Below are 23862 nucleotides of genomic sequence, written 5' to 3'. Positions count from 1 at the left end.
CAGGTAGTCCGATCTTGCCAGTCGACCCAACGGCTCAACAAGTCAGCACCAATAACCACAACATTTTGGTAAGTACCGGTGCGAATAAACTGAGCTGCGGTGACGATACCAAACACAAACCCTGAACAAGCTGCCGTCAGGTCAAAGGCAACGGCACGATTTGCTCCAATGGCCGCCTGTACCTGACAGGCAGTACCAAACAAATCGTCAGGGGTGGAGGTGGCCAGGATGATTAAATCAATGTCGTCAGGGGCGAGATTAGCGGCTGCGATCGCAGCTTGAGCAGCTTGAGCAGCCAACTCAGCCAGCGACTCGTTCATGCTAGCCAGATGACGCTGGCGAATGCCTGTGCGGGTAGAAATCCACTCGTCAGAGGTTTCAACCATTTGACTGAGCATATCGTTACTCAGCACTGTCTCAACCTGAGCACTACCGCTGCCAATAAAGGCCACACCGGCCTCACCTTTTATCATTAGTTTCTAGTCTCCGTTGGTCACTGATGCAGCAACCTTTTGGTACTGCCCCTGGATATGCCCAATCACACCGTTATCGACAGCCTCTTTAGACAGACGAATAGCATTAAATATGGAAGGTGCGTTAGAGCTACCATGACTAATTACAGCCACACCGTTAACCCCTAACAACAAAGCACCACCATGCTCAGCGTGATCAAGACGTTGTTTAATACGCTTGAGATTGCCTTTGAGAATCAGCACTCCCAGCTTTCCTAAAATACCGCGTGGTAGTTCCTCTCGGAGAATATTGACAGCAACCTCACCAACGGCCTCAGCAAATTTCAGTAATACATTGCCAACAAAACCATCGCAGACAATCACATCAAAATTGCCTGAAAGGACGTCTCGCCCTTCGGCATTGCCCACAAAATTGATAGTCGTTGAATCGAGCAGGGCCTGATGCACTTGCACAGCAACATCGTTACCCTTACTGGGCTCTTCACCAATATTGAGCAAACCAACCCGAGGATTTTTCGCCCCAAAGGCATACTCGGAGTAAACACTACCCATAAGAGCAAATTGCTCTAAAAATTTGGGTCGACAGTCAACATTGGCACCCACATCCAAAATTAAAACCGGCTTGCCAGCCACCACCGTGGGAAAGACAGCACCAATAGCAGGTCTGTCAATCCCCTTAATCCGACCTAGACGCAAAAGGGCAGCTGCCATAGCTGCCCCAGAATGACCTGCTGACACAACAGCATCAGCACGACCTTTCTTCACCATATCCATGGCGACATTGATCGATGCATTACGCTTTTTGCGTAGAGCGCTAAGTGGCTCCTCATGCATCTCAATCGTGCCCTCAGATGGCACAATCTCAATCCGACTTAAGCTGTCGGGGTTAGCCACAGAAGCCCTAATTTGGTCAGGATTACCGACAAGCAAGATTTCAACATCTAGCTCTTCCCTTGCCCTAATAGCTCCAGCAACGATTTCGGCAGGTGCATAATCGCCCCCCATTGCATCAACTGCGATCCGCGCTTGAGTTAAGCCCATCGAATTGAATCTATAGAAACTTTAAGAAATTCTATCAGACTGAAACCGAGTGAAAATCCACAACTACAGTTTTCTGACAAAAGCTCAACCCCAAGCTTCCAAATATTCGGGCATTAACCCCATACACAGATACATCCCCAGAGACACAAATCATTTCAGCCAATTAGCTGATCTGATGGAGACTACTCTTCGCCGGGCTCAACAATTCGCTGGAAAAGGTACCCCGTTCCCCGCGCTGTCAAAATCAACTCAGGATTGCTGGGGTCATCTTCCAACTTCGCCCGCAATCTGGAGATATGGACATCCACCACACGGGTATCCACATGACGCTCAGGCGTATAGCCCCAAACTTCTTGCAAAATCTCAGAGCGAGAAAAGGGCTCACCAGAACGACTAACTAAGAGCTCCAGCAAACTAAACTCCATACCCGTTAGCCGGATACGCTCATCACCTTTGTATACCTGACGCTTATTGGTATCAATTCGAATATTGTTGATGGTGATCACACCAGAACTGGGGATACCAGAGGTGCCAGTTTTCTCAACCCGGCGCAATACAGAACGGATTCTAGCCTCCAACTCTTTGGGGGAGAAAGGTTTCACCACATAGTCATCAGCACCCAATTCTAAGCCAGTAATACGATCCGCCACATCCCCCAGCGCCGTCAACATAATGATTGGGATATCAGATTCCTTGCGTAACTCTTGACAAACGCCATAGCCATCGAGCTTGGGCATCATCACATCAAGAACAACTAGATCAGGAATTTCATGCCGGAAAGTGTCTAACGCTTCTTCGCCATCCGCCGCAGTTACGACATCGTAGCCAATCATCGAAAGGCGGGTTTCCAGGATACGACGAATACTGGCTTCGTCATCGACAACCAAGATTTTCTCTTTTACGCTTTCCAAAGTTTCTTGAACTCCTACATAACGGCGACGGCAGAAGACTTCGACCGTTGAAGGGCAGAGCATATGGCTCAAACCCTTGAAAAACCGACAAATTCATCAACTGTTAGGTGTCTCAAAAAAGATCGAAACCCCATCAGTAATTGAAGGACTCCTGATTAAAGCTTTAATTAGAGCTTATTTAAGATACCTAACATTGTATTGCGTTTTTCAAGCCATCACCTTTTGTTGCTGAGGTTTTCAACGTTTCTTAAGGTTGTTCTCCAACAGTCAAAATTTGTAGAGTATATTATCGGTGATTTTTTCGTTAACAAGTTTTGCACAGATTTACTTAAAGTTGTTCGTCCGTCTCTAAGCATCTATCCCCTGGGTCCATTGGGTTTTTAGCCCCTGCCAATGTTTACCATATATCTATAGTTCATTTGTTTCAATAACAGGCATGGCTAAAACTCGCTCGATTTACGTATGCAATGAATGCGGCGCAGAATCGCGGCAGTATTTTGGCAAATGTGCCGTGTGTGGCAGCTGGAATTCCCTGGTGGAACAGGTAGTAGAGCCTGCATCTAGCAAAAGCCGCCCAGGGCATCGCAGTACCACCAGCAAACGAGGAGAGACTAAACCTCGTCTCTCTAAAACGTTTAACCAAATTGCCGATCACCCTCAAACGCGTATTACCTCTGGCTATGGCGAGCTTGACCGGGTGTTAGGGGGGGGCATTGTGCCGGGTTCTTTGGTACTGGTGGGTGGCGACCCTGGCATCGGTAAATCTACACTGTTATTGCAAACTGCCAATCAATTGTCAGCGCGGACGGCGGTCTTATATGTATGTGCTGAGGAATCGGGGCAGCAGGTGAAGTTGAGATCGCAACGCCTCGGCATCGCGGCTAATCAGGGAAAAACATCGGATAAAGTGGGCAGTGTCCAGCCGACAACTCAAAATTCCCCAGAATCGCTATATCTCCTGCCAGAAACCGATTTGGACACCATCCTTTCAGAACTGGAATCCCTACGGCCTCGGGTTGCCGTCATCGATAGTATTCAGGCATTGTTCTACAACCAACTCACCTCTGCACCGGGGTCAGTATCCCAGGTACGGGAATGTACTTCGGCGCTGATGCAGCTGGCCAAACGAGAAAATATCACGCTGTTTATCGTCGGTCATGTCACCAAAGAAGGGGCAATTGCTGGCCCTAAGGTGCTAGAGCACCTGGTAGACACAGTGTTGTACTTTGAAGGCGATCGGTTTGCAAGCCATCGACTGCTGCGGTCGGTCAAAAACCGCTTTGGGGCTACCCATGAGCTGGGGGTCTTTGAAATGGTCTCCCAGGGGTTAGAGGAAGTTCCCAACCCATCTGCTCTATTTATGGGAAATCGAGATGAACAGGTGCCAGGAATTTCCACAATTGTGGCCTGTGAGGGTTCACGGCCTCTAGTGGTGGAGCTTCAGTCCCTGGTAAGTCCCACCAGCTATAGCTCACCCCGGCGTTCGACCACCGGGATTGAATACAATCGCTTGCTACAGATTCTAGCCGTGCTAGAGAAACGGGTGGGGATTCCACTGTCTAAGCTGGATGCCTATGTGGCTTCGTCAGGTGGGTTGAGTGTCGGAGAACCGGCGGCAGATTTGGGAATTGCCATTGCCGTTGCTGCTAGTTTTCGCGATCGCATCGTCGATCCTGAGTTAGTCCTCATTGGAGAAGTGGGTCTTGGCGGTCAAGTACGCCCCGTTGCCCAAATGGAATTACGCCTCAAAGAAGCCGCCAAACTAGGATTTAAACGGGCATTAGTCCCTAAAGGCCAGAAAATACCAGGGTTGAACATGGAGATCACTGAAGTGGGCAGAGTAGTAGATGCGATCGCCACTGCCCTCGCATTTCAAGTTGATACAGACGAGTGAGCCATTGATCTCTGCCCCATGGATTTATTTTCAGATTTTCTTCAGCGGCTTAGCCAACTGTTCAACACCAAGCTAGTGGTGTTAGGCAACACCACCATCACACCCAAGCTAATCGTCAGCCTCTGCATTTGGCTAACCGTGATTTTCTTCACCATTGGGTTAGTCAAACGTGTCCTCAAACGGCATCTATTAGCAGGCATTGACGCCAATAACCGCGAGGCAATCGCCACCTTAGTGAGCTATGCAGTCGGTGTCATCGCCATTTTCATCGCCATTCAATACACGGGCATCAACTTAAGCTCCCTGGGCATTATTCTGGGCGGCTTAGGCGTTGGTATTGGGTTTGGTCTACAGCACATTGCGGATGACTTTATCAGCGGTCTGATCATGCTGTTTGAGCGCACCCTAAAGGTCAATGATCTCATTGAACTCGATGACCACCGCTTTCAAGGTTTAGTGGGTCGCATTATTGAAGTCAATCTTCGATCCACCATTATTCGCACCCTCGATGATGGCGATGTCGTCATTCCCAATAACCAGCTGATCAAAAATCGAGTTCTAAATTGGAGCTACAACACCTCCATTGCCCGTCTCAAAATTCCAGTAGGGGTGTCCTACGACAGCGACCCTATCTTGGTGACTGAACTGTTGCTAAAATCCGCCCATATGGAGCCGGCAGTGTGCAGTAAACCGATGCCCAAAGCCATGTTTCTATCCTTTGGCGAAGATGCCCTCGAATTTGAGTTATGGGTTTGGGTGGATGTGAATAAGCGATTCAACGTGCAAAGCTCGCTCCATTTCACCATTGAATATAATTTACGCCAGCACAATGTTGAAATTGCCTTCCCCCAGCGAGATGTATGGATTCGAAACTTAGCCCCCCAAAACAATGGGGATAGCAAGCCGCCCTTCTTTAATCGACAAATTGCCCTAGAGCATCGCCCTGTTGTCTCACCCACCCCCATCACCCTAAAAGACATGCTGCGCCAGGTGAGCTACTTTGCTAACTTTAACGACCTAGAAATTCGACAACTCATTGAGATTGGCCATCGTCAGCGCAGCCATGCCGGTACCACTCTGTTTCATGAAGGAGATTCTGGCAATTCGTTTTACATTTTGCTGGAGGGCAAAGTCGACATCTTAGCTGAAAAACTCAACCGTCATCTCGCCACCCTTGGACCAGGACAATTTTTTGGTGAAGTTGCATTGCTGTTGGGGGTACCCCGCACCGCCATGGCACGAGTTTCTGAAGACGCCCTGCTATTCGTTATTAATCAGCCTAGTTTCTCTGATTTACTGCGGCGATATCCCGACCTCTCAAACCAAGTGGTGCAAGCCATGGCACACCATCGAGACGAACTTGCAAAACGCCAACGGGAAATGCGATCGCTCAACTTAGTTGACTCCAGCGAGGACGATGCTAATCCCGTAATCTGGGCTAGAAAGCGTTTGAAACGAATGTTTGATTTGTAGTCAATCTCCCATCAGCGACTTAATTTAATTTTTGCTGTCACATACCAGGGCCACTGATAATGTTCAGCAATTAGCCACAGCACAATAGTGGCATGAGCCAACAGGGTAATTACCGTCCAAACAATAGAAAACTGATTCAGCCCAACACCATCAATCGGTGGAAACATATAGTTCGACACCATTATCAGCAAGGCGGGCAAACAAGCAATAGCCAGGGCAAAACTCCAGACAACAGCTGTCACATGGCCATCAGAGTGACGGTTATGACGCCATCGATCCCCCGTCCAAAACCAAACCATAGGCTGAACGTTGTCCACCATTTGAACAGACTGAGCTTCTAAGTTAGCCGAGAAAATATGTCGACAAAAGTTACAGGCAAATGCTTCTGTCAATGTCAGCTCTGACAATTCACCATGACCACAAACCGGGCATTTGTAGGTGTCATGATAGTTTAGTGTACGCAGCGAGTTGTCAGACGGTGGGTTGAAAGTTGACAAAGGATAGCGCTGGTAGCTCATGAAATGCATACGAATGGATCAACATTTCCCTAACGTATGCGTTTTCGACGAGGTCCGAATCGAATGCGCTGCTTTTCTTAACACAGCACCCATCGTCTAAGCAATATGCCTTAACACGATGGCCCTAATGAACAGCTATTGACCCAAGCATTAGCCCTGAGCACCGCCCCAAATCAACAATGGGCATATCGCTAAAATTACTGGCAGCCCATAGCTTTGAGCTGTAATAGCAAAGCATCTGCCTCGGCTTGTAAGTGCAAGATTTCAACCTGAATGTCCGGCTGATATGGGTAAGATTTTAATTCAGCGAGGTAGATTTTTTTATCGTCAGACGCTGGCTGAGTCTCGCGGGTAGAAGCGCTTTTACTCGGCACAGACTCAGAAATCGCCTTGGTTTTAGAAACAGTTTTCATAATTATGTCGCTAGTAAGAACTACTCAGCGAAGTAGCATCGGAATTTTAACCCAAAAGTTCCCACCATAACTTAATCAAAAGATACCAATATTTAATCTATCCCTTGATATTTCCTATGCATAACGCATTGGCTAGACCTTAAGTCACCCAGTAAAAGCCTGAGTATCCTTTTACACAAAGGGTTATAGGCTTTGGGGACTATGAAGCTAAAAATTCCACACCAAGAAATATTATGGTCATCCAGGTTTTAGTGTGGGTTGACCACATCTGCACATTGCCCCCAAGAACATCCACCGTATCGCTAATGGGCTTTCTAGGGGGGCTCCAGACACGGCTGTGGCTGCGCTAGCAGGCCCGTTATGCAGGACTGATATTAGCACACCGGTAAAGGGATAAATCTGAGCTAGGCCAAATACGCCTGCACATGCCAGAGGGATCATTAAACTGATGGTTGTCGAGGATGACAGGACCAGAATTCAGCAAGCATCCCACAAAGACAACACTGAACTACGGTATGGCTAAATTCTTTTGAGGTTGACTCTGTAGGGACATAGAGTCAATCTTCTGTTTTAAACAGATGAACGACAGGTTAATACGTTTTGAACTACTCTGTAGAATCTAACGATTCATCGCTCTGGGACGTTTGATCTTTAGCTAACAAGTCAATGGTATCTCCAAGGGCTGTGGTCAAGCTTTGGCGAGTTTCTTCGTGGGCTACCTGCTCAGCTTTAAGGGTACTGGACAGCTGAGCACATCGGGTCAGAGCCTGAGTTAACTGCGATCTCAACTCATCTACCGACTCCAGATGTTCAACCTGGGCCAAAGCCTTTTGCAAATCACGAGAGACTTCACCGTCAGCAGGTGACTGTTTTAAATTTTCTAATTCATTGGCCAATACCCGAATCCGTGTTTGACTTCTCTCAGCATCGTTACGACGCTGCTCGGATTCTGACTCATACAACCTTCGCCAGTTAGCTGCACTAGCATAGGCCTGATCACGCTCTTGATTTAGAACATTCAATTGCTGCTGTAATGTCTGAATCTCCGCTAGCCACTGAGATACTTCGTTGACCATGGGCTCTGTCCGAGACAATTGGTTTACAGGATATAGCCTTTTTCTAAAAAATGTACAGGGTTCCTTAAATCTTGAATATAGAGGCAGGATCGTGCCATGGAACGCCCCTACCAAGCAAAAAAAGGCAGTGCTACGCACTGCCAGTACATATGGGGTTAAATCTGAGAGCAACTCAACTGTATGACTGCTTATCCTAACGCAGCAGCACCCCCAACCACCTCAAGGATCTCTTGGGTAATGGCCGCCTGACGAGCTTTGTTATAGTCCAGAGTTAACGTCTTAACTAACTCACTAGCATTGTCACTGGCGTTGTTCATTGCAGTCATTCGAGCCGCAAGCTCACTCGCTGCGGACTCTTGCAGAGCTCGCAAGATCTGGTTATTCAGATACAGCGGTAACAGTGCATCCAAGATTTGAACCGGATCCTGTTCAAAGATCATATCTTGGGGTAACTGCACTTGCTGGGTCTCAACCGGTTCACGCTCTACCTTAAACTGTCCACCGCGAGTCGTTAGGCGAAAGATCTCATCTTCCTTATCCAGACCTTCGGGGTCCAGAGGCAATAACGTCTGAGTGACAGGACGAGAACTAACCAAGGATACAAACCTTGTATAAATCAACTCTACTCGGTCTACCTCTTCAGATAAGAACAGCGACAAAGCCTTATCGGCAATACTAGAGGCCTCTTCCGCTGTCGGAATCTGCTCCAGGCCATCGAAAGTTGAATCAATGGGGTAATCACGATTCTGAAAATACTGAATCGCCTTACGACCAATCAACACCATCTGATAACCAATACCTGCAGCCTTGAGTTCCTTCGCACGGGTCTCAGCACGACGAATAATATTGGCATTGTAGCCACCGCAAAGACCACGATCGGCAGACACAACAACCAAAGCAACATTGCGAACGTCTCTAATTTGCAACAGGGGCAAGTTAGCATCTTCAAACTTTAATCGAGTCTGAAGGCCGTAAAACACCTGAGCTAAGCGATCGGCAAAAGGGCGGGTTGCTTCAACCTGTTCCTGGGCACGACGCACCTTCGCGGCGGCCACCAGGCGCATCGCTTCGGTAATTTTACGAGTGTTTTTGACCGATTTAATCCGGTCACGAATCAGTTTGAGATTAGGCATATATGTTGTTCTCAGCCTAATGTCCCTAGTTGACTGAATCAGTCAACCAGGGACAGGCCAACCTCCTCCTATGCTGCCATGAAGGACTGCTTGCACTCAGCAATCGCTTCACTTGCCAATTCCTTAACCTTGTCAGTTAGTTTCTTACCTTCGTTGATTTCCTTAACCAACTCAGGCTTGCTGGTATTGATGTAGTTGCATAGCTCAGCAACTAAAGGAGCAACCTTCTCCACCGGTACATCATCAAACAGACCATTAATGCCGCCATAGACGACGGTTACCTGCTCGTGCAAGGACCGAGGAGCGTATTGAGACTGTTTTAGAAGTTCTCTTAGACGTACACCACGGGCTAGCTGAGCTTGGGTAGCTGCATCTAAGTCAGACGCAAACTGGGCAAAGGCCTGTAGCTCGTCAAACTGAGCTAGCTCAAGCTTGAGTTTACCGGCGACTTTCTTCATTACCTTGGTCTGGGCTGCACCCCCGACTCGGGAGACTGAAATACCTGCATTAATGGCAGGACGTAGACCCGAGTTAAACAGGTCAGATGACAAGAAAATCTGACCGTCGGTAATGGAAATGACGTTGGTGGGAATATAGGCGGAAACGTCACCTGCCTGGGTTTCGATAATGGGCAGGGCTGTCATGCTACCTTCACCTAGCTCAGGGCTGAGCTTAGCTGCACGCTCTAGCAAACGAGAGTGGATGAAGAATACGTCTCCAGGATAGGCTTCACGACCGGGTGGACGACGTAGTAGCAAGGACATTTGACGATAGGCCTGGGCTTGCTTAGTCAGGTCATCGTAGATAATCAATGTCGCTTTACCCTGGTACATAAAGTACTCAGCTAGGGCTGCTCCAGTGTAGGGAGCTAAGAACTGCAGAGGGGCAGGGTCGTTAGCATTGGCGGAAACAACAATGGTGTAATCCATAGCGCCACGCTCTTCGAGCACGCCAACTACCTGGGCGACAGAAGCTGCCTTCTGACCAATGGCAACGTAGATACAAATAACGTCTTGGTCCGCCTGGTTAAGGATGGTGTCGATTGCGATCGCAGTCTTACCAGTCTGACGGTCACCAATAATAAGCTCACGCTGACCACGCCCCACAGGAATCATGGCGTCAATTGCGGTAATACCGGTTTGCATAGGCTCATAAACCGACTTCCGCGCAATGATGCCAGGTGCAGGTGCCTCTAGCAGACGGCTATCCGTGGTAGCGATATCACCCTTACCATCAATAGGACGGGCCAGGGCATCCACTACGCGACCTAGCATCGCATCGCCCACTGGGACCTCAGCAATCTTGCCAGTTGACTTAACAGTACTGCCTTCACTTAGGTTGCGACCGTCACCCATCAAAACCGCACCAACGTTGTCCTCTTCAAGGTTAAGGGCAATACCGACAGTGCCATCCTCAAACTCAAGCAGCTCACTCGCCATTGCTTGGTCCAGGCCGTAAATTCGGGCAATACCGTCACCTACCTGCAGCACAGTACCGACATTGGATACCTTGACATCCTGGTCATACTGCTCAATCTGCTGCTTAATAATGCTACTGATTTCGTCAGGTCTGATGCTTACCATTGGAGTTGCTCTACTAACTCAGATATCAACAAAAAATCATCTAAACAATGTTCGATATAAGATTGGTGCTAAAAACAAGCATTCTCAACCAAATCGAACTCTAACACTTGATAAACGCTCAAGTGCCAAACACCCTAGCGAGAAGAAGCGCTACTCAACTGAATGCTGATACGCCGCAGCTGACCCCGCAAACTGGCATCTATCACCTGGGAACCAACCTTGATAATCACCCCCCCTAACAGCTCTGGATCCAGAGCTGTCTTAAGCTCGACAGAACGAGCACCGGTCATAGCAATCACCTTCTGGCGAATCGAATCTTTCTGGGAATCAGAGAGCTCAATAGCAGAGGTAGCTTCAGCTAGAACAGTCTGATTAATTTCCCGCACTAATTCTTGATATCGCTCACAAATACGTCCTAAAAATGCGATGCGTCCCCGATCAACCAGCAACATAACAAAGTTCAGCATCGTCGGATGCAGTTGCTCTGATGCCACTTGGCGCAAAACATTCTTTTTAATATCAGGATTGATAATCGGATTCTCAAGTAGCTGGCTTAGTTCAGAAGATGCCGACAACAACTCAGTCAACGCATAAGAGTCCTGACTAAAGCGATCAACCAAATCACCGTCTTGTGCAACAGACAACAATGCCTGAGCGTAAGGAGCAACCAAGCCCTCAATCACTACACTATCTTTCACAAGCTACCCCCCAAAAGACCAATACTCTGATCAATTAGCCTTTGCTGAAGCCCGTCATCCACCTGGGAGCGTAATTGCGACTCCACCTTCTCAACAGCAAGGGCCGAGATGCGCTGACGCAACTCAAGCACCACACGATCCCTTTGGGAAGAAAGGTCTCGAGCAGCCTCATCCTTCATTCGCTGAACATCCTTGGACGCCTGAGCTAGGATATTATCTTTGGCTACCTTAGCGGCGGCCTCACCATCAGATTTAATCTGAACAGCCGTTGCCTGAGCCTCGGCCAAATTTTTCTGCTGCTCACCCAGCGCCTTAGAAGCTTCCTTCAACCGTTTTTCAGCATCTTGAATGGCCGCCTCAATGCTGGAGCGACGCTCAGCCATGATGGAGCCTAAAAAGCTTCGTCCGAAGTAAACAATTAGGGCAATCAGAATAGAAAGATTAACAAGGTTGGTTTCTAAAATATCGAAATTTAAACCAAACCCACTCTCTTCTGTCGCCAGTAGCCAAAAATTTTCAACCATAGCTATCACTGCGCGCCAATAATCCCTTTATAAATGCAGCTTCTCAAACTCAAGCGAGTCAGAAGGACAAAATAATTCAGCCTAAGCAGCCGAAGCACCCAAAAGCTTGCCTAAAATCTGTTGACTCAGAGAATCAACTTGCCCCTCAAGAGCCTGCAAAGCCTCCTGTTTCTGCTGATCCAACTCCCTCTGAACCTGCTCACGCTGCTGCTGCGCATCTGCCTGAGCCTGAGCGATCTGTTTATCAACAGTCTCTTTTGCTTCTGCCTGGGCCTGAGCAATTAACTGCTGAGCCTGTCTCCGACTGTCGGCCAACTCCTGATCGTATTGCTTAGCAAGCTTTTCAGCTGCCTCTAAATACTCTACAGCAGAGGACTTACTAGTTCGAATATAGCCATCACGATCATCAAGCGTCTTTGAAATCGGCTTGAAAAAAACTGCGTTCAGAAGAAACGTGAGTAACACAAATTGCAAAGCCATCAAAGGCAGCGTTGCGTCAAAATCAAACATTTTTCGATTTCCCTAAACCTGAGAACCCATCAACATTCAAAAAAGTTGAAGAAACAAATAGTTATTGGCCCAACTCAGGTGTAATCCAACACAATGTAGTTACTAGGGCGTTACCTGCAAAGGGTTCAATCCCTATGCGGACCATGAACACAGATAACGCCCCTAAAGCCAACCTTCTTTAAGCAAGGGGGTTTGCAAACAGAAGTACCAGAGAAATAACCAGACCGTAGATGGTAAGAGACTCCATAAATGCAAGAGTCAGCAGCAAAGTACCGCGAATTTTACCTTCTGCTTCGGGCTGACGAGCAATACCTTCGACAGCTTTACCAGAAGCATTACCCTGACCAATACCAGGGCCAATTGCGGCTAGGCCAACTGCTAGAGAAGCGGCGATAACTGAAGCAGAAGCAACTAACGGATCCATAATGTATTTCCTTTTCGGTATATACGAAACAAACAAGACTGAGAGTCAGTAAAAGCAAGTAAACAAAGCCACTTGCAGGTTAGAAGCGCTCTAGCAATAGGGGCTAAGCATGCTCCTCGTGACCTTCGTCACCATGCCCTTCCAAAGCCTCGTGAATATAGGCTGCCGCTAAAGTAGCAAACACCAATGCCTGGATGGCACTAGTAAACAGCCCCAACATCATAACGGGCAGGGGGACAAACAAAGGGACCAATAGCACCAGAACGGCAACTACAAGTTCATCTGCCAAGATATTTCCAAAGAGACGGAAGCTCAGTGAAAGTGGCTTGGTGAAGTCTTCAAGAATTGCGATCGGTAGCAAAATTGGAGTTGGCTCAATGTATTTCGCGAAATATCCTAAACCTCGCTTTTTAAATCCTGCATAAAAATATGCTAAGGACGTCAGTAAAGCCAGAGCAACCGTTGTATTGATATCACCGGTTGGAGCAGCAAGCTCTCCTTCAGGAATTTCAATTACATGCCAAGGGAGAAGTGCCCCCGACCAATTAGACACAAAGATAAACAGAAACAATGTGCCTACAAACGGCAGCCAAGGACGATATTCCTTTTCGCCGAGCTGATTCTTCGCAATGTCTCTGACAAACTCAAAGACATACTCCATCAGGTTCTGCATACCCTGAGGCACCCTTTGCATATTTCGGGTAGCCAGAACAGAAGCTATAAGAAGCAGTCCAATCACAAACCAAGAGGTCAAAAAGACCTGGCCATGGAGTTTAAGTCCTCCCAGATGCCAATAGAAGTGATGACCTACCTCTAGCTCCGCTAACGGCAACACATCAAAGTGCAGCAAACTTAGCATCTTAATTCAGGTTAGGTTGACCAAAAAGACAGTAGGCCAAATGATTAGCGGCTAATTCAGCCAGGGCAAAATCACAGACTGTTTAGGTCGTTGACAATGACTTGAGCATGTATGCGATGAGGGCAGCTTTGTAGGTTAGGAAACCTAAAAAAATTGGGACGATTTGCAATTGATCCACCTGGGATGCAACTACTATTAACCCAATAAAAAGAGCAAGCTGATTCTTGCCCACTTTAGATTTTTCTCTACCAAGTTTCTCAACGCTTTTAGCCAGTAACTTCAAGTAAACCACGCCCGAACATGCCCCAATTAAGTAATTTAGGGCTGTGTTGAGGGAGTAGGCCATCCAAACCGAAATGAAGGTTACCAACATCAGCAAGAGTGTCCACAAAAACAACTCGTTTTGAAGTTGGTAGTACTCTTCCATAGAAGAGTGAGGCTCTGGAGAAACTTCTCCAGTCACCAAGGCTTCGGAATTAACATCCGTTGCACCATCATTTTCATCCATAGATGAGTCTCTAAGAGGTTCGTCTGGCAAATTCACAGAAATCACTCAAACTAGCCTAGGCAAACTTGCAATAGGGGCCGAAGTCCTTCCTGCAAGCCGAGGTCAATCATATCATTTAAAGCTAACAATACTTAATACGAATCCCCTGGCGTACCACAGGTAAGCATTTTTTTACCACTCATATATAAAAATAATATTTAGCAAAAGCGATACTTGACTCAACTAGTTGAGTCAAGTATCGGCGTTCCTATCCTGATGCTATTCGGATGGTTCTAGCAGAATCAGTTGTCGTGATTGTAATGAGCGCACTTCCGACAGCTCTAAGGGGGATTTTGCCAACACATCGGCTACGGTTTCTTTTTTGCCCGCACTTGCTTCACAAGCCTGCAAAAATTCATATTCGCTATCACTGACTTGAATCAGCTGATAATCGGCATTAAAAAATGACCGACTGGGCCAACCAGACAGACAGGGGGTCAGCGTTGGATAAGCAGCTAGCAGGCGCTGATCATCGGACCAGTCCATGCAAAGGAGGGGGGGACGAGCCAGGAAAAATTCATAGTGGGTAAGTTCAGGATCAAGCAGCTCAATCAATCGATATTGGGCTCGCCGATCTAACTTTTGAGCACGTTCCATCACGTCAGGAGCTTTAGCAATCAGACGTTCTAGGCTCCAATATTGAGGGTTAGAGAATCCCACAAACTCTAATCCAGAAGCATCGATCAATTCAAATAGAGTATCGATGGTATAGTCCACCTCCTGGGGATGGACATACATATCAGCAAAGCATTCGTCCTGATGATTTTCTAAGGCCCAGCGCTCTTTGTCACGTTTGACGATGCGGTTGTTTTCAGGCAACGCCTCAAAGAGTTGACGGCCAACAGATACGCCATCACGATAATCGCCACGGTTTTCGCCCTGAAGCATGGCGATCGCTTCTTGCATCAAGGAGATTTCCCATCGTCCTAACGCTGCATAGACAAAAATATGCAGTAAACCGCCTGGCGCGACCTTAGCAGCTAACGACTGAATGCCCTTTATCGGATCGGGCATGTGGTGGAGCACACCTACACAGTTGATCAGATCAAATTGTCCTGCAATCTGGTCAACATCATAGATGCTGAGATTTTGAAACGTTACTCGATCAGCCCCTGAACGCTGGCAACGCTCACGAGCCACTTTCAACGTGCCAGCACTCAGATCAATTCCGGTAACCTGAGCCTGAGGGTTTAGGTGAACCAAATATTCAGTACCTACACCAGAACCACAGCCTGCATCTAGAATCCTGACCTGCTCAGTTTCAGGTAATCGGCCGGTGCAAAAGTTGTAAGCCGTGGGCCAATACCATCGCCAGTTATAACCAGGAGGGGGTTCATCAATCAGGGGTTCGGGTGGAAATGGGTATGTGTCATACAGCTTGGCAACCGCTGCACTAACAGCAGCTTCGTTTTCGGAAGTCATGGGAGACATAGTTTAGGATTCTCAGTTTCGAGTTTTGAATGCGTCAAACTCCATAGCTCTACCCAGCCATGTTTCCTCACCGCAAATACCTAGAGTTCAAACCTAGGCACGCAAAACTCAAAACTCTAACCCTTTAAGGGTGACACTTTTCGAGAAATGCTTCGTAAATTCAAGTAACAAAACTTATCTTTATTCTCATCCACTTACACGCCTTCTTTTATGATGACTCAGTGGGCTAATAACAAGATGTTACACAGTCTTTAGACAGGCATCTTAGTGTCCGCAATCGATTTAATCTGGAACTGTCACAAGAGCCTATCGGCCCATCGCGCTGCCTGATGGTATTAACCAATGCTCTAGATCATTTTTAAGATCTGGAGTTGCTCGGCGCTGAGGGAGGGGTCTGATGCAATCACCTATTGCAATCAAATTTTAGAAGGGAGCCTTTGAAAAGGAATGACTGTAACTGCTAGTGGTGGAAGCTCCTTAGTGCGGCCACAACTTTATCAAACCTTGCCGGTTACCGCGATTACTCAGGCCGAGCAGCAAGACCGCTACATGGAGCGGGGTGAGTTATCTGAACTATCTGACTTCTTTAAGTCGGGTCGGAAGCGTATTGCGATCGCACAGATTATTACTCAATATTCCGAGCTGATCGTTTCTCAAGCCGCCAACCGTATCTTTACTGGGGGCTCCCCCCTGTCTTACCTGGAGAGAGTTGCACCTGAGCCGGTCGACATGGCTATGGCAGCTCAAGGAGATTCAGGTACAGAAACCTACATTGAAAAGGGGGACAGTGGTGGTCTGTTTTCTGGATTAAGGGGCTTGGTTAGTAGTGCTGGCGACCTTGGTCCAATTCCCCCTGGATTTCGCCCCATCAACGTAGGTCGCTACGGTCCCAGCAACATGCAAAAGTCCCTACGAGACATGAGCTGGTTCCTGCGCTACCTGACCTATGCCATCGTTGCTGGCGACCCTAACATCATTGCGGTTAACGTTCGTGGATTGCGGGAAATCATCGAAGACGCCTGTTCTTCCGCAGCTACCTTGGTCGCTCTCCAAACTATGCGCGCGGCAAGCATCGGCTACTTCAGAGGGGACACCGAAGCCCAAGAGCTGATTCGGTCCTATTTCAATCTGTTGATTGATGAATTTAAGGCTCCCGCCCCCTCCAATAAGCTACGTCAGCGTCCATCCAAGGATCTGCAAGGTCTGCAACTACCCCAAATCTATTTCAATGCGGCTGAGCGTCGCCCCAAGTTCGTAATGAAGCCGGGCCTCTCAACTGCTGAAAAAAATACAGTGGTGAAAGCGGCCTATCGTCAGGTCTTTGAGCGCGATATTAAGCGAGCCTATTCCTTAGACATTTCTAATCTGGAATCTCAGGTTAAAAATGGCGAAATCGCGATGAAAGAGTTTATTCGTCGCCTAGCGAAGTCGCCTTTATACCGCAAGAACTTCTTTGAGCCTTACATCAACAGTCGTGCTCTAGAATTAGCATTTCGTCACATTTTGGGCCGTGGTCCCGGCTCCCGTGAAGAAGTTCAGAAATATTTCTCCATCGTTTCTGAAGGCGGTCTCCCCAAACTCGTAGATGCTCTGATCGACTCTGATGAGTACGGCGACTACTTTGGGGAAGAGACGGTACCGTATCTCCGGGGTTTGGGCCAGGAAGCGCAGGAATGTCGCAACTGGGGACCTCAGCAAAACTTGCTGAACTACAGTGCACCTTTCCGCAAAAACCCTGAGTTTTTGACGACGTTTGCCTCCTATGATCAGCCCTTACCCGATCAGCACCCTTATGGCTCTGGTAACGACCCGCTAGAAATTCAGTTTGGTGCGATCTTTCCTAAGGAAACTCGTAATCCCAGCGGCAGCCCTGCTCCCTTCAGCAAAGATACCCGTCGTATCCTAATTCGTCGGGGTGCCGGTATTGATAGTCAGGTGAGCAATCCTGGTGCTCGTCCTAAATCTCCAGGGAGCTTAGGACCCAAGGTATTCAAATTAGACCAGATACCAGCGGGTAATGGGGCCAATATCAAGTTTGCTGAAAGCTCCACCCAAACAATCATTCGGGCCGCTTATCGTCAGGTATTTGGTCGAGATGTTTATGCGGGTCAAGAGCTTAAGTCCGCTGAGAATCGCCTCGAAAATGGTGACATCTGTATGCGCGACTTTGTGCGTGCGATCGCAAAATCAGAAGCCTTCCGCAAGACCTACTGGTCTTCTCTCTATGTTATGAAGGCTGTTGAATATATTCATCGTCGTTTGTTAGGCCGCCCCACCTACGGTCGTCAAGAAACCAACAAGTACTTCGACATTTGTGCTAGGCAAGGATTCTATGCCCTGGTGGATACGCTGATTGATAGCCCGGAGTACACCGAGGTCTTCGGAGATGACACCATTCCCTACGAGCGTTACGTGACTCCAGCGGGTCAATCCCTCAGGTCCTTCCGTACTGGGACCGTTGATGCTACTGGTCTTAAGCCTGTATCTAAGCCCCAGGTTCCCCGCTTTGTTGAACTAGGTGCCGTTAACTCCTCTCGAGGCGATATCGAAGTTAACAAGCGCATGGGCCAAGGCGTTAATTTACGTCGTGTTCAGTCCAAAGTCTTCAAGCTCACTAGCCTGTATGACAAGGCCAATATCAAGCTGGTCACTCAGGCAGCCTACCGTCAGGTCTTTGAGCGTGACATTTCTCCCTATGTCATCAAGACCGAGTTCACCTCCCTTGAGAGTCAGCTGAGCAACGGTGAGATCAACATGAAGGAGTTTATTGAAGGCCTAGGCTGCTCTGATCTCTATCAGAAAGAGTTCTATGCCCCCTATCCCAACACTAAAGTGATTGAGCTAGGCACCAAGCACTTCCTAGGGCGTGCTCCTCTAAATCAGATAGAGATTCGGAAATACAACCAGATTCTGGCAACCCAGGGCATCCGTGGCTTTATTCAAACCATGGTCGAAACGCCTGAATATGCTGAATTCTTTGGCGAAGATACGGTCCCCTATCGTCGCTTCCCAACATTGCCAGCAGCTAATTTCCCCAACACTGAGCGCTTATATCAGCAGCTCACTCGTCAAAATGATGATGTTGTCGTTCCCAGCTTTGCGCCTTCAGTCTCACCAACAGCATCTATTGACACCTAGTTAGTTTGTGCGTAGGTCCCATTAAGCAGCGTCTAAGAACACCCAGCAATAGCTAAGCCGATTTAAAGCTTGGCTGTTGGTGGGTGTCATATTAGTTTTAGATAGCTTGATGTTAGATAACATAGAGCAATTCTGAGGGATACTATTACAAAATATTACGCACTCCCTAAGAAGGTCAGCCGAATACCGGAAAATACTCTCGGAAGGTAGCTAAGCTGATAAAAGATTTCTCGAAATCTAAGCTGATATTTGGCATGCTTCAATCGTCGAATTAAGCATTGAATCGGCCCATAGGTTGCCTGCTTGATTTGATTTAGAGTGGAAATGAGACTGCTGTTACTTTTTAAAAAGGTGATATCAGTTTTTTCAAGGTGAACAGTGATAGTTTCACCTGAATATATTCTTTCGGAGGAATCCATAGATGAGTATTGTCACGAAATCAATCGTGAATGCCGATGCTGAGGCCCGTTACCTTAGCCCTGGTGAATTGGATCGAATCAAGGGATTCGTTACTTCTGGTGAGCGTCGTCTCCGCATTGCTCAGGTTCTAACTGAGTCCCGTGAGCGCATCATCAAGCAGGCTGGTGATCAGCTTTTCCAAAAGCGTCCTGACGTTGTTTCTCCCGGTGGTAACGCCTACGGTGAAGAAATGACCGCAACTTGTCTACGTGACATGGACTACTACCTACGTCTTATCACCTACGGTATTGTTGCTGGTGATGTGACTCCCATTGAGGAGATTGGTCTAGTAGGTGCTAAGGAGATGTACAACTCTCTAGGTACATCCATTCCTGCTGTAGCTGATTCAGTTCGCTTTATGAAGGGTGTTTCATCTTCTCTGCTATCTGGTGATGATGCTGCTGAAGCCGCTTCTTACTTCGATTACGTTGTTGGCGCGATGTTGGGTTAAGCGACTCGGTTTTCCCATTACGCTATTTAGCCACATCGTCAAATTTCACTAAGGAATTCAAATCATGCAAGACGCGATTACTTCTGTAATTAATTCTTCGGACGTTCAGGGTAAGTACCTTGATCAGTCTTCCATGGATAAGCTGGCTGCTTACTTCCAGACTGGTGAGCTGCGTGTTCGTGCAGCTACTGCAATCGGTGCAAATGCTTCCGAAATCGTTAAGGATGCTGTAGCAAAGGCTCTACTGTACTCTGACATCACTCGCCCTGGTGGCAATATGTACACCACTCGTCGCTATGCTGCTTGCATCCGCGACTTGGACTACTATCTACGCTATTCCACCTACGCTATGTTGGCTGGTGATCCTTCCATCCTGGATGAGCGTGTGCTTAACGGTTTGAAGGAGACTTACAACTCTCTAGGTGTACCCGTAGGTGCGACTGTCCAAGCTATTCAGGCTATGAAAGAAGTAACTGCTAGCCTTGTTGGCGCTGACGCTGGTAAGGAAATGGGTATTTACTTTGACTACATCTGCTCTGGCCTTAGCTAGGTCAAGCTCATGTGGTTTAGATTGGTAAAACCAATCTAGCGCTATTTCGGAAGTCTGAAGCGAGTGTTAGCTGATCACAATCTGTCTATGCTGAGGGATTATGACAGCTGGTCATTGGTTATCGGACTTCCGAATTTTTAACTCTATGGTTAGCATTTGGGTTCTTGTTACAAACATCCTAAGGACTAAGTCATAGACACATCCATCTATTTGGGCAGTTTGAGACTGAACACCTAGCAACGTTAAGCAGTGCTAGTTTGACTCTCACTCAGCTGATAGTTAGCCCAATTAATCTAAAGCAAAATAAACATTGCTCCAGTTAATGGGCCTTTCGCAATTGATTTGAAAAATTAGTTTTTGTTTAAGAGTAGGAGACATCTCTGCTATGCGTATGTTTCGGATTACTGCCTGTGTGCCGAGTCAATCTCGCATTCGCACCCAGCGCGAGCTACAGAATACTTTTTTTACTAAGCTCGTTCCCTACGACAGCTGGTTTCGCGAGCAGCAGCGAATTCAAAAGATGGGCGGCAAGATTGTTAAGGTAGAACTGGCAACTGGTAAGCCTGGAGCTAATACTGGTTTAGCCTAAGGTCATACACTCAACAGCTTCTATTACTAACTAAAAAGGGGAGTAACTTAAGTTGCTCCCTTTTTAGTTAGTAATGTTTACGTAAGCGGTCGGGAAGCTCTTGTGAAATCTTATCTGGGGTTACCGGAATCGTTTGATAGTTACGAGTATCTTATAGGAAACTTCCCCTTCTGCTGAAAAAGCAATGACATCCATTTTTCTGAAATCCTTTTCAGGTGTTTTAGCCTGCACCCTGGGTCTAAGTGTTCTTGGAAACACACCGTTTACCTTGCACCAAGGGATTCCTGCAGCACAGGCTCAAGGATTTAATGAAGAAACGAATGTCCGGGTATATCAACAAGCTAGTCCCGCAGTCGTGGCTATTGATGCAGGCAACAGTACTGGCAGTGGCAGCATTATCACCCAAGACGGTTTAGTACTTACAAACGCCCATGTGGTTGGCACTGCCAGCCAAGTTACTGTCAGCCTGGCAGATGGGCGTCAGTTTCCAGGTCGGGTAATTGGATATGCTGATGAGAATTTGGACTTGGCCGCTATTCAAATTGACGTTGAAAATACAACATTTCCCACTATTCCTTTAGCTAATAGCAATGCTCAAGTAGGACAGCAAGCGTTTGCAATTGGGAATCCCTTTGGGCTACAAGGAACGTTTACAGTGGGCATCGTCAGCCGTATCGACGCAGAGCGCGGATTAATTCAAACAGATGCGGCCATTAATCCCGGTAACTCAGGTGGCCCTTTACTCAATCGCAACGGCGAACTCATTGGCGTCAATACATCTATTTTTACAACGGGGGAAAACGCAGGCAGTATTGGTATTGGTTTTGCGATCGCAACACCCCAAATCACCCCTTTCATTGCGGCTGTTAGAAATGGCACGGCTAACACAACTGCATCTCGCCAAAATCGAACGATGCAAGAGCCCTCACCCATTGCCATTGACGGCAGGGCGGTGCTAGGTCGCCTTGATAGCAACAGTAATCTTTTACCGGACAATAGCTATTTCAATGCCCATACGTTTGAGGGCACAGCCGGTCAGCGCATTAGCATCGCCATGAGTAGCAATCAGGTTGACGCTTACCTGTTACTCTATGGCCCAAATCAAGAATTTTTAGGCGAAAACGACGACGCTGGCAATAGTCGTAACGCCCGTTTAGATATTACCCTCCCCGCCAATGGCACCTATTTTGTATTCGCCAATTCTTATGGAGCCAGTGAGCAAGGAGACTATCAGTTAAGCATTAGCAATCTGACAAATAATGGAACCAGCCATAGCAATACCTATCTATTGAGCGAGAATGGGAGCTTAAGCACGCAGGATGATCGGCTGACGGACAACAGTCTCTATGATGAATACTATTTCAATGGTCAACAGGGACAAGATGTGACCATTACCCTCACAAGTCAAGATTTTGATGCATATTTACTACTCATTGACGAGCAGGGTAACAAAATCGCTGAGAATGACGACACGGCACAAAACAACAGCGATGCAGCGATTCAGATAAAACTACCCTATACCGGTGAGTATCGAATAATTGTTAATGCTTATGACCAAACTGGACAGGGGCAATATCAAATGAGAGTTCAGTAGACTCTAAGGCAACCCTATCCAGGTAAAAAAATCTTGGCGTGTAAATAACTCCAGCAACAATAGGGCCAAAAAACCCACCATTGCAAAACGACCATTAACACGTTCAGCATAAGCAGTCCAACCAAAACCGGGCGCATCGTTGGATGTCTCTGGAGTCGATTGTGACGTATCGGGCTCTAGTGGTTTAGACATATCACAATCAGAAAAATAAAAAACAAACAAAAGGCCAATGCTACAAATCTAGAAAACATTGGTCAAAAAGCTTCACCATTCTATCGAAATGATAGCCAATTCCATAGCACCCAGTAACTATCACTAGTGTAGCTACAAATCAATTACCTTTGTAGGGTAGAGAAATTAGTTGCTGAACTATTAACAGCTAGCACATTATTACAGTTGATAGGCTTCGTTTATATCTTTAATAAAATCCAATCAACCTCTTAGCAAAAATTAGATTAAAGCTTTTTAGCCAAAATTAGACATAGCCAAACTAGTTTTTTTCTAGATAGAATAAATACGTTTTAGAACAACACAGTTAAAAAATTCACGTCAAGAACCTATCAGAGGTAAGATGCAAAGAATATACAATGACAATAATTTGTTAGTATCACTAGAGTTTGCATATTAGATGCAACTGTAGTCAGAACTGTAGTTTTTTGTAGAGAAAACTCAGAGTTTCAATTTAGATGGAGCTTGGGGTTTAAGTACTCCTAGATAAACAGGTTTTACGTCTGTTATAATCAGGTCCTCTCACTAATAATGAGATCTACACAACTCGAATATTGAGAGTTATATAGTTCTAATCCCATTAATTCACCGACATCGCCTCTTTCTAGATCTAACCATTAATTCTTCAAATCCGATGGCTGATACTAAAACCACGCCACTGACAGGGAAAGCGCTGCTTCAGAAAATGAAGGAAATCACCCATCTACCAAAGCGAGAGAAAGCTAAGGAGTGCGGGTACTACAGCATTACTAAGGACAATCAAGTCAGGGTAAATCTGACTGATTTTTATGATGCTTTACTAGCTGCTAGAGGGATTCCTCTAGGACCAGAAAGTACTAAGGATGGTCGCGGACGTGAACCGACTTATCGAGTGAGTGTACACAAAAATGGTCAAATTGTTATTGGGTCTACTTACACCCAAGAAATGGGGTTAAAGCCAGGAGACGAGTTTGAAATCAAGCTGGGTTATAAGCATATCCACTTGATTCAGTTGGGTGATAATAAGGATGAAAATGATGAGGATGAGGATTAAGCATTGAGCATAGGTTTAAATTAGAATCTAGGCGTGTATTCAGTGTTATTCGTATCCGACCGCATACACCTGTTTAACAGTTTGCAAAATATTTAGCAAAAGAAACGGAGTAATTAGCTAATTACTCCGTTTCTTTTATTAGGATTACAAGCACAAAAAACATTTCTACAGATTTTGAGACCAGATGCTTGTTTTTATCTAAAAAGTTGAAATAGTCAAGATAAAATCATTACCCTGCACAAACTATTACACCCGTCATAGCTGCTTGCCATAGCTGGGAAAGGGGTATTCAATCAGCTCAATGACTGCTGT

General features: G+C 46.8%; 24 protein-coding genes. 8 read left to right on the top strand and 16 right to left on the bottom strand.

All coding sequences use genetic code 11. From position 1 onward, the window contains the following. The 3 genes from DXZ20_RS29680 to rpaB form a co-directional block, all read right to left on the bottom strand. The coding region (locus tag DXZ20_RS29680; protein ID WP_489670950.1) for a thiolase family protein at window positions 1-473 on the bottom strand (473 nt) is incomplete at its 3' end. Window positions 474-479: 6 nt separating this feature from the next. Beyond that, the gene (gene plsX, locus DXZ20_RS29675) at window positions 480-1514 is read right to left on the bottom strand and encodes a phosphate acyltransferase PlsX (RefSeq protein ID WP_163662420.1); all 1035 of its coding nucleotides are present in this window, start codon (window positions 1512-1514) and stop codon (window positions 480-482) included. 182 nt (window positions 1515-1696) lie between these two features. Beyond that, the gene (rpaB, locus tag DXZ20_RS29670; protein ID WP_031294240.1) at window positions 1697-2425 is read right to left on the bottom strand and encodes a response regulator transcription factor RpaB; all 729 of its coding nucleotides are present in this window, start codon (window positions 2423-2425) and stop codon (window positions 1697-1699) included. Between the two features lie 436 nt (window positions 2426-2861). On the opposite strand from rpaB, the gene radA reads away from it, so the two are divergent. Further along, window positions 2862-4319, top strand: a complete 1458-nt coding sequence (gene radA / locus DXZ20_RS29665) for a DNA repair protein RadA (protein ID WP_163662422.1) — start codon at window positions 2862-2864, stop codon at window positions 4317-4319. 18 nt (window positions 4320-4337) lie between these two features. Then, window positions 4338-5792: a cyclic nucleotide-binding domain-containing protein gene (locus DXZ20_RS29660; protein ID WP_163702598.1), complete on the top strand. Its 1455-nt coding sequence runs from the start codon at window positions 4338-4340 to the stop codon at window positions 5790-5792. Between the two features lie 11 nt (window positions 5793-5803). Here the strand turns inward: DXZ20_RS29660 and DXZ20_RS29655 are convergent, their stop codons facing one another. The 12 genes from DXZ20_RS29655 to DXZ20_RS29600 all read right to left on the bottom strand — a co-directional run bounded on the left by DXZ20_RS29655 (window position 5804) and on the right by DXZ20_RS29600 (window position 15508). Then, window positions 5804-6310 carry a hypothetical protein gene (locus tag DXZ20_RS29655; RefSeq protein WP_163702597.1) on the bottom strand — a complete coding sequence of 169 codons (507 nt, stop codon included), beginning with the start codon at window positions 6308-6310 and terminating at the stop codon, window positions 5804-5806. Window positions 6311-6507: 197 nt separating this feature from the next. Next, entirely contained in the window at window positions 6508-6723 is a 216-nt protein-coding gene (locus DXZ20_RS29650) for a hypothetical protein (RefSeq protein WP_163662428.1), read from the bottom strand. Between the two features lie 605 nt (window positions 6724-7328). Then, the gene (locus tag DXZ20_RS29645; RefSeq protein ID WP_163662430.1) at window positions 7329-7799 is read right to left on the bottom strand and encodes a hypothetical protein; all 471 of its coding nucleotides are present in this window, start codon (window positions 7797-7799) and stop codon (window positions 7329-7331) included. Between the two features lie 188 nt (window positions 7800-7987). Then, window positions 7988-8932: a F0F1 ATP synthase subunit gamma gene (locus tag DXZ20_RS29640; protein ID WP_163662432.1), complete on the bottom strand. Its 945-nt coding sequence runs from the start codon at window positions 8930-8932 to the stop codon at window positions 7988-7990. A gap of 68 nt (window positions 8933-9000) precedes the next feature. Next, a complete protein-coding gene (gene atpA / locus DXZ20_RS29635) occupies window positions 9001-10515 on the bottom strand; it encodes a F0F1 ATP synthase subunit alpha (RefSeq protein ID WP_163662434.1) in 1515 nt (504 codons plus the stop codon). A 134-nt stretch (window positions 10516-10649) separates the two neighbouring features. Further along, on the bottom strand, window positions 10650-11213 hold the full coding sequence (atpH, locus tag DXZ20_RS29630; protein WP_163702596.1) for an ATP synthase F1 subunit delta: 564 nt from the start codon (window positions 11211-11213) through the stop codon (window positions 10650-10652). Continuing rightward, a complete protein-coding gene (locus DXZ20_RS29625; protein WP_163662438.1) occupies window positions 11210-11737 on the bottom strand; it encodes a F0F1 ATP synthase subunit B in 528 nt (175 codons plus the stop codon). Before DXZ20_RS29625 ends, atpH begins: the two co-directional genes overlap by 4 nt. Before the next feature lie 81 nt (window positions 11738-11818). Then, window positions 11819-12247 carry a F0F1 ATP synthase subunit B' gene (locus tag DXZ20_RS29620; RefSeq protein ID WP_163702595.1) on the bottom strand — a complete coding sequence of 143 codons (429 nt, stop codon included), beginning with the start codon at window positions 12245-12247 and terminating at the stop codon, window positions 11819-11821. Between the two features lie 178 nt (window positions 12248-12425). Continuing rightward, window positions 12426-12671 (bottom strand): ATP synthase F0 subunit C, encoded by a 246-nt coding sequence (gene atpE / locus DXZ20_RS29615; RefSeq protein WP_006516215.1) that lies wholly within the window; start codon window positions 12669-12671, stop codon window positions 12426-12428. Window positions 12672-12774: 103 nt separating this feature from the next. Continuing rightward, entirely contained in the window at window positions 12775-13536 is a 762-nt protein-coding gene (gene atpB, locus DXZ20_RS29610; protein WP_172642684.1) for a F0F1 ATP synthase subunit A, read from the bottom strand. A gap of 76 nt (window positions 13537-13612) precedes the next feature. Next, the gene (locus DXZ20_RS29605) at window positions 13613-14038 is read right to left on the bottom strand and encodes an ATP synthase subunit I (protein WP_163662442.1); all 426 of its coding nucleotides are present in this window, start codon (window positions 14036-14038) and stop codon (window positions 13613-13615) included. Window positions 14039-14296: 258 nt separating this feature from the next. Further along, the gene (locus DXZ20_RS29600) at window positions 14297-15508 is read right to left on the bottom strand and encodes a class I SAM-dependent methyltransferase (protein WP_006516218.1); all 1212 of its coding nucleotides are present in this window, start codon (window positions 15506-15508) and stop codon (window positions 14297-14299) included. 447 nt (window positions 15509-15955) lie between these two features. Here DXZ20_RS29600 and DXZ20_RS29595 point away from each other — a divergent pair, with 447 nt between their 5' ends. The 5 genes from DXZ20_RS29595 (at window position 15956) to DXZ20_RS29575 (ending at window position 22289) form a co-directional block, all read left to right on the top strand. After that, window positions 15956-18646, top strand: coding sequence for a phycobilisome rod-core linker polypeptide (locus tag DXZ20_RS29595; RefSeq protein ID WP_163702594.1), 2691 nt, complete (start codon window positions 15956-15958; stop codon window positions 18644-18646). Window positions 18647-19067: 421 nt separating this feature from the next. Beyond that, the gene (gene apcA / locus DXZ20_RS29590; protein WP_006516220.1) at window positions 19068-19556 is read left to right on the top strand and encodes an allophycocyanin subunit alpha; all 489 of its coding nucleotides are present in this window, start codon (window positions 19068-19070) and stop codon (window positions 19554-19556) included. A gap of 64 nt (window positions 19557-19620) precedes the next feature. Beyond that, the gene (apcB, locus tag DXZ20_RS29585; protein WP_006516221.1) at window positions 19621-20106 is read left to right on the top strand and encodes an allophycocyanin subunit beta; all 486 of its coding nucleotides are present in this window, start codon (window positions 19621-19623) and stop codon (window positions 20104-20106) included. 385 nt (window positions 20107-20491) lie between these two features. Next, window positions 20492-20695 carry a phycobilisome linker polypeptide gene (locus DXZ20_RS29580; RefSeq protein ID WP_006516222.1) on the top strand — a complete coding sequence of 68 codons (204 nt, stop codon included), beginning with the start codon at window positions 20492-20494 and terminating at the stop codon, window positions 20693-20695. A gap of 184 nt (window positions 20696-20879) precedes the next feature. Then, complete coding sequence (locus DXZ20_RS29575; protein ID WP_163702593.1) at window positions 20880-22289, top strand: trypsin-like peptidase domain-containing protein; 1410 nt, start codon at window positions 20880-20882, stop codon at window positions 22287-22289. Between the two features lie 3 nt (window positions 22290-22292). Here the strand turns inward: DXZ20_RS29575 and DXZ20_RS29570 are convergent, their stop codons facing one another. Further along, on the bottom strand, window positions 22293-22481 hold the full coding sequence (locus tag DXZ20_RS29570; RefSeq protein WP_163702592.1) for a chlorophyll a/b-binding protein: 189 nt from the start codon (window positions 22479-22481) through the stop codon (window positions 22293-22295). Window positions 22482-23151: 670 nt separating this feature from the next. Between DXZ20_RS29570 and DXZ20_RS29565 the strand changes: the two genes are divergently transcribed. Beyond that, a complete protein-coding gene (locus tag DXZ20_RS29565; RefSeq protein ID WP_006516225.1) occupies window positions 23152-23550 on the top strand; it encodes an AbrB family transcriptional regulator in 399 nt (132 codons plus the stop codon). Window positions 23551-23862 lie beyond the last annotated feature (312 nt).

Source organism: Adonisia turfae CCMR0081 (genome assembly GCF_011009555.1).
GTDB lineage: Bacteria > Cyanobacteriota > Cyanobacteriia > Phormidesmidales > Phormidesmidaceae > Leptothoe > Leptothoe turfae.
Note: the sequence above shows the minus strand (reverse complement) of the source record. Positions and strands in the feature narration are given on the sequence as shown.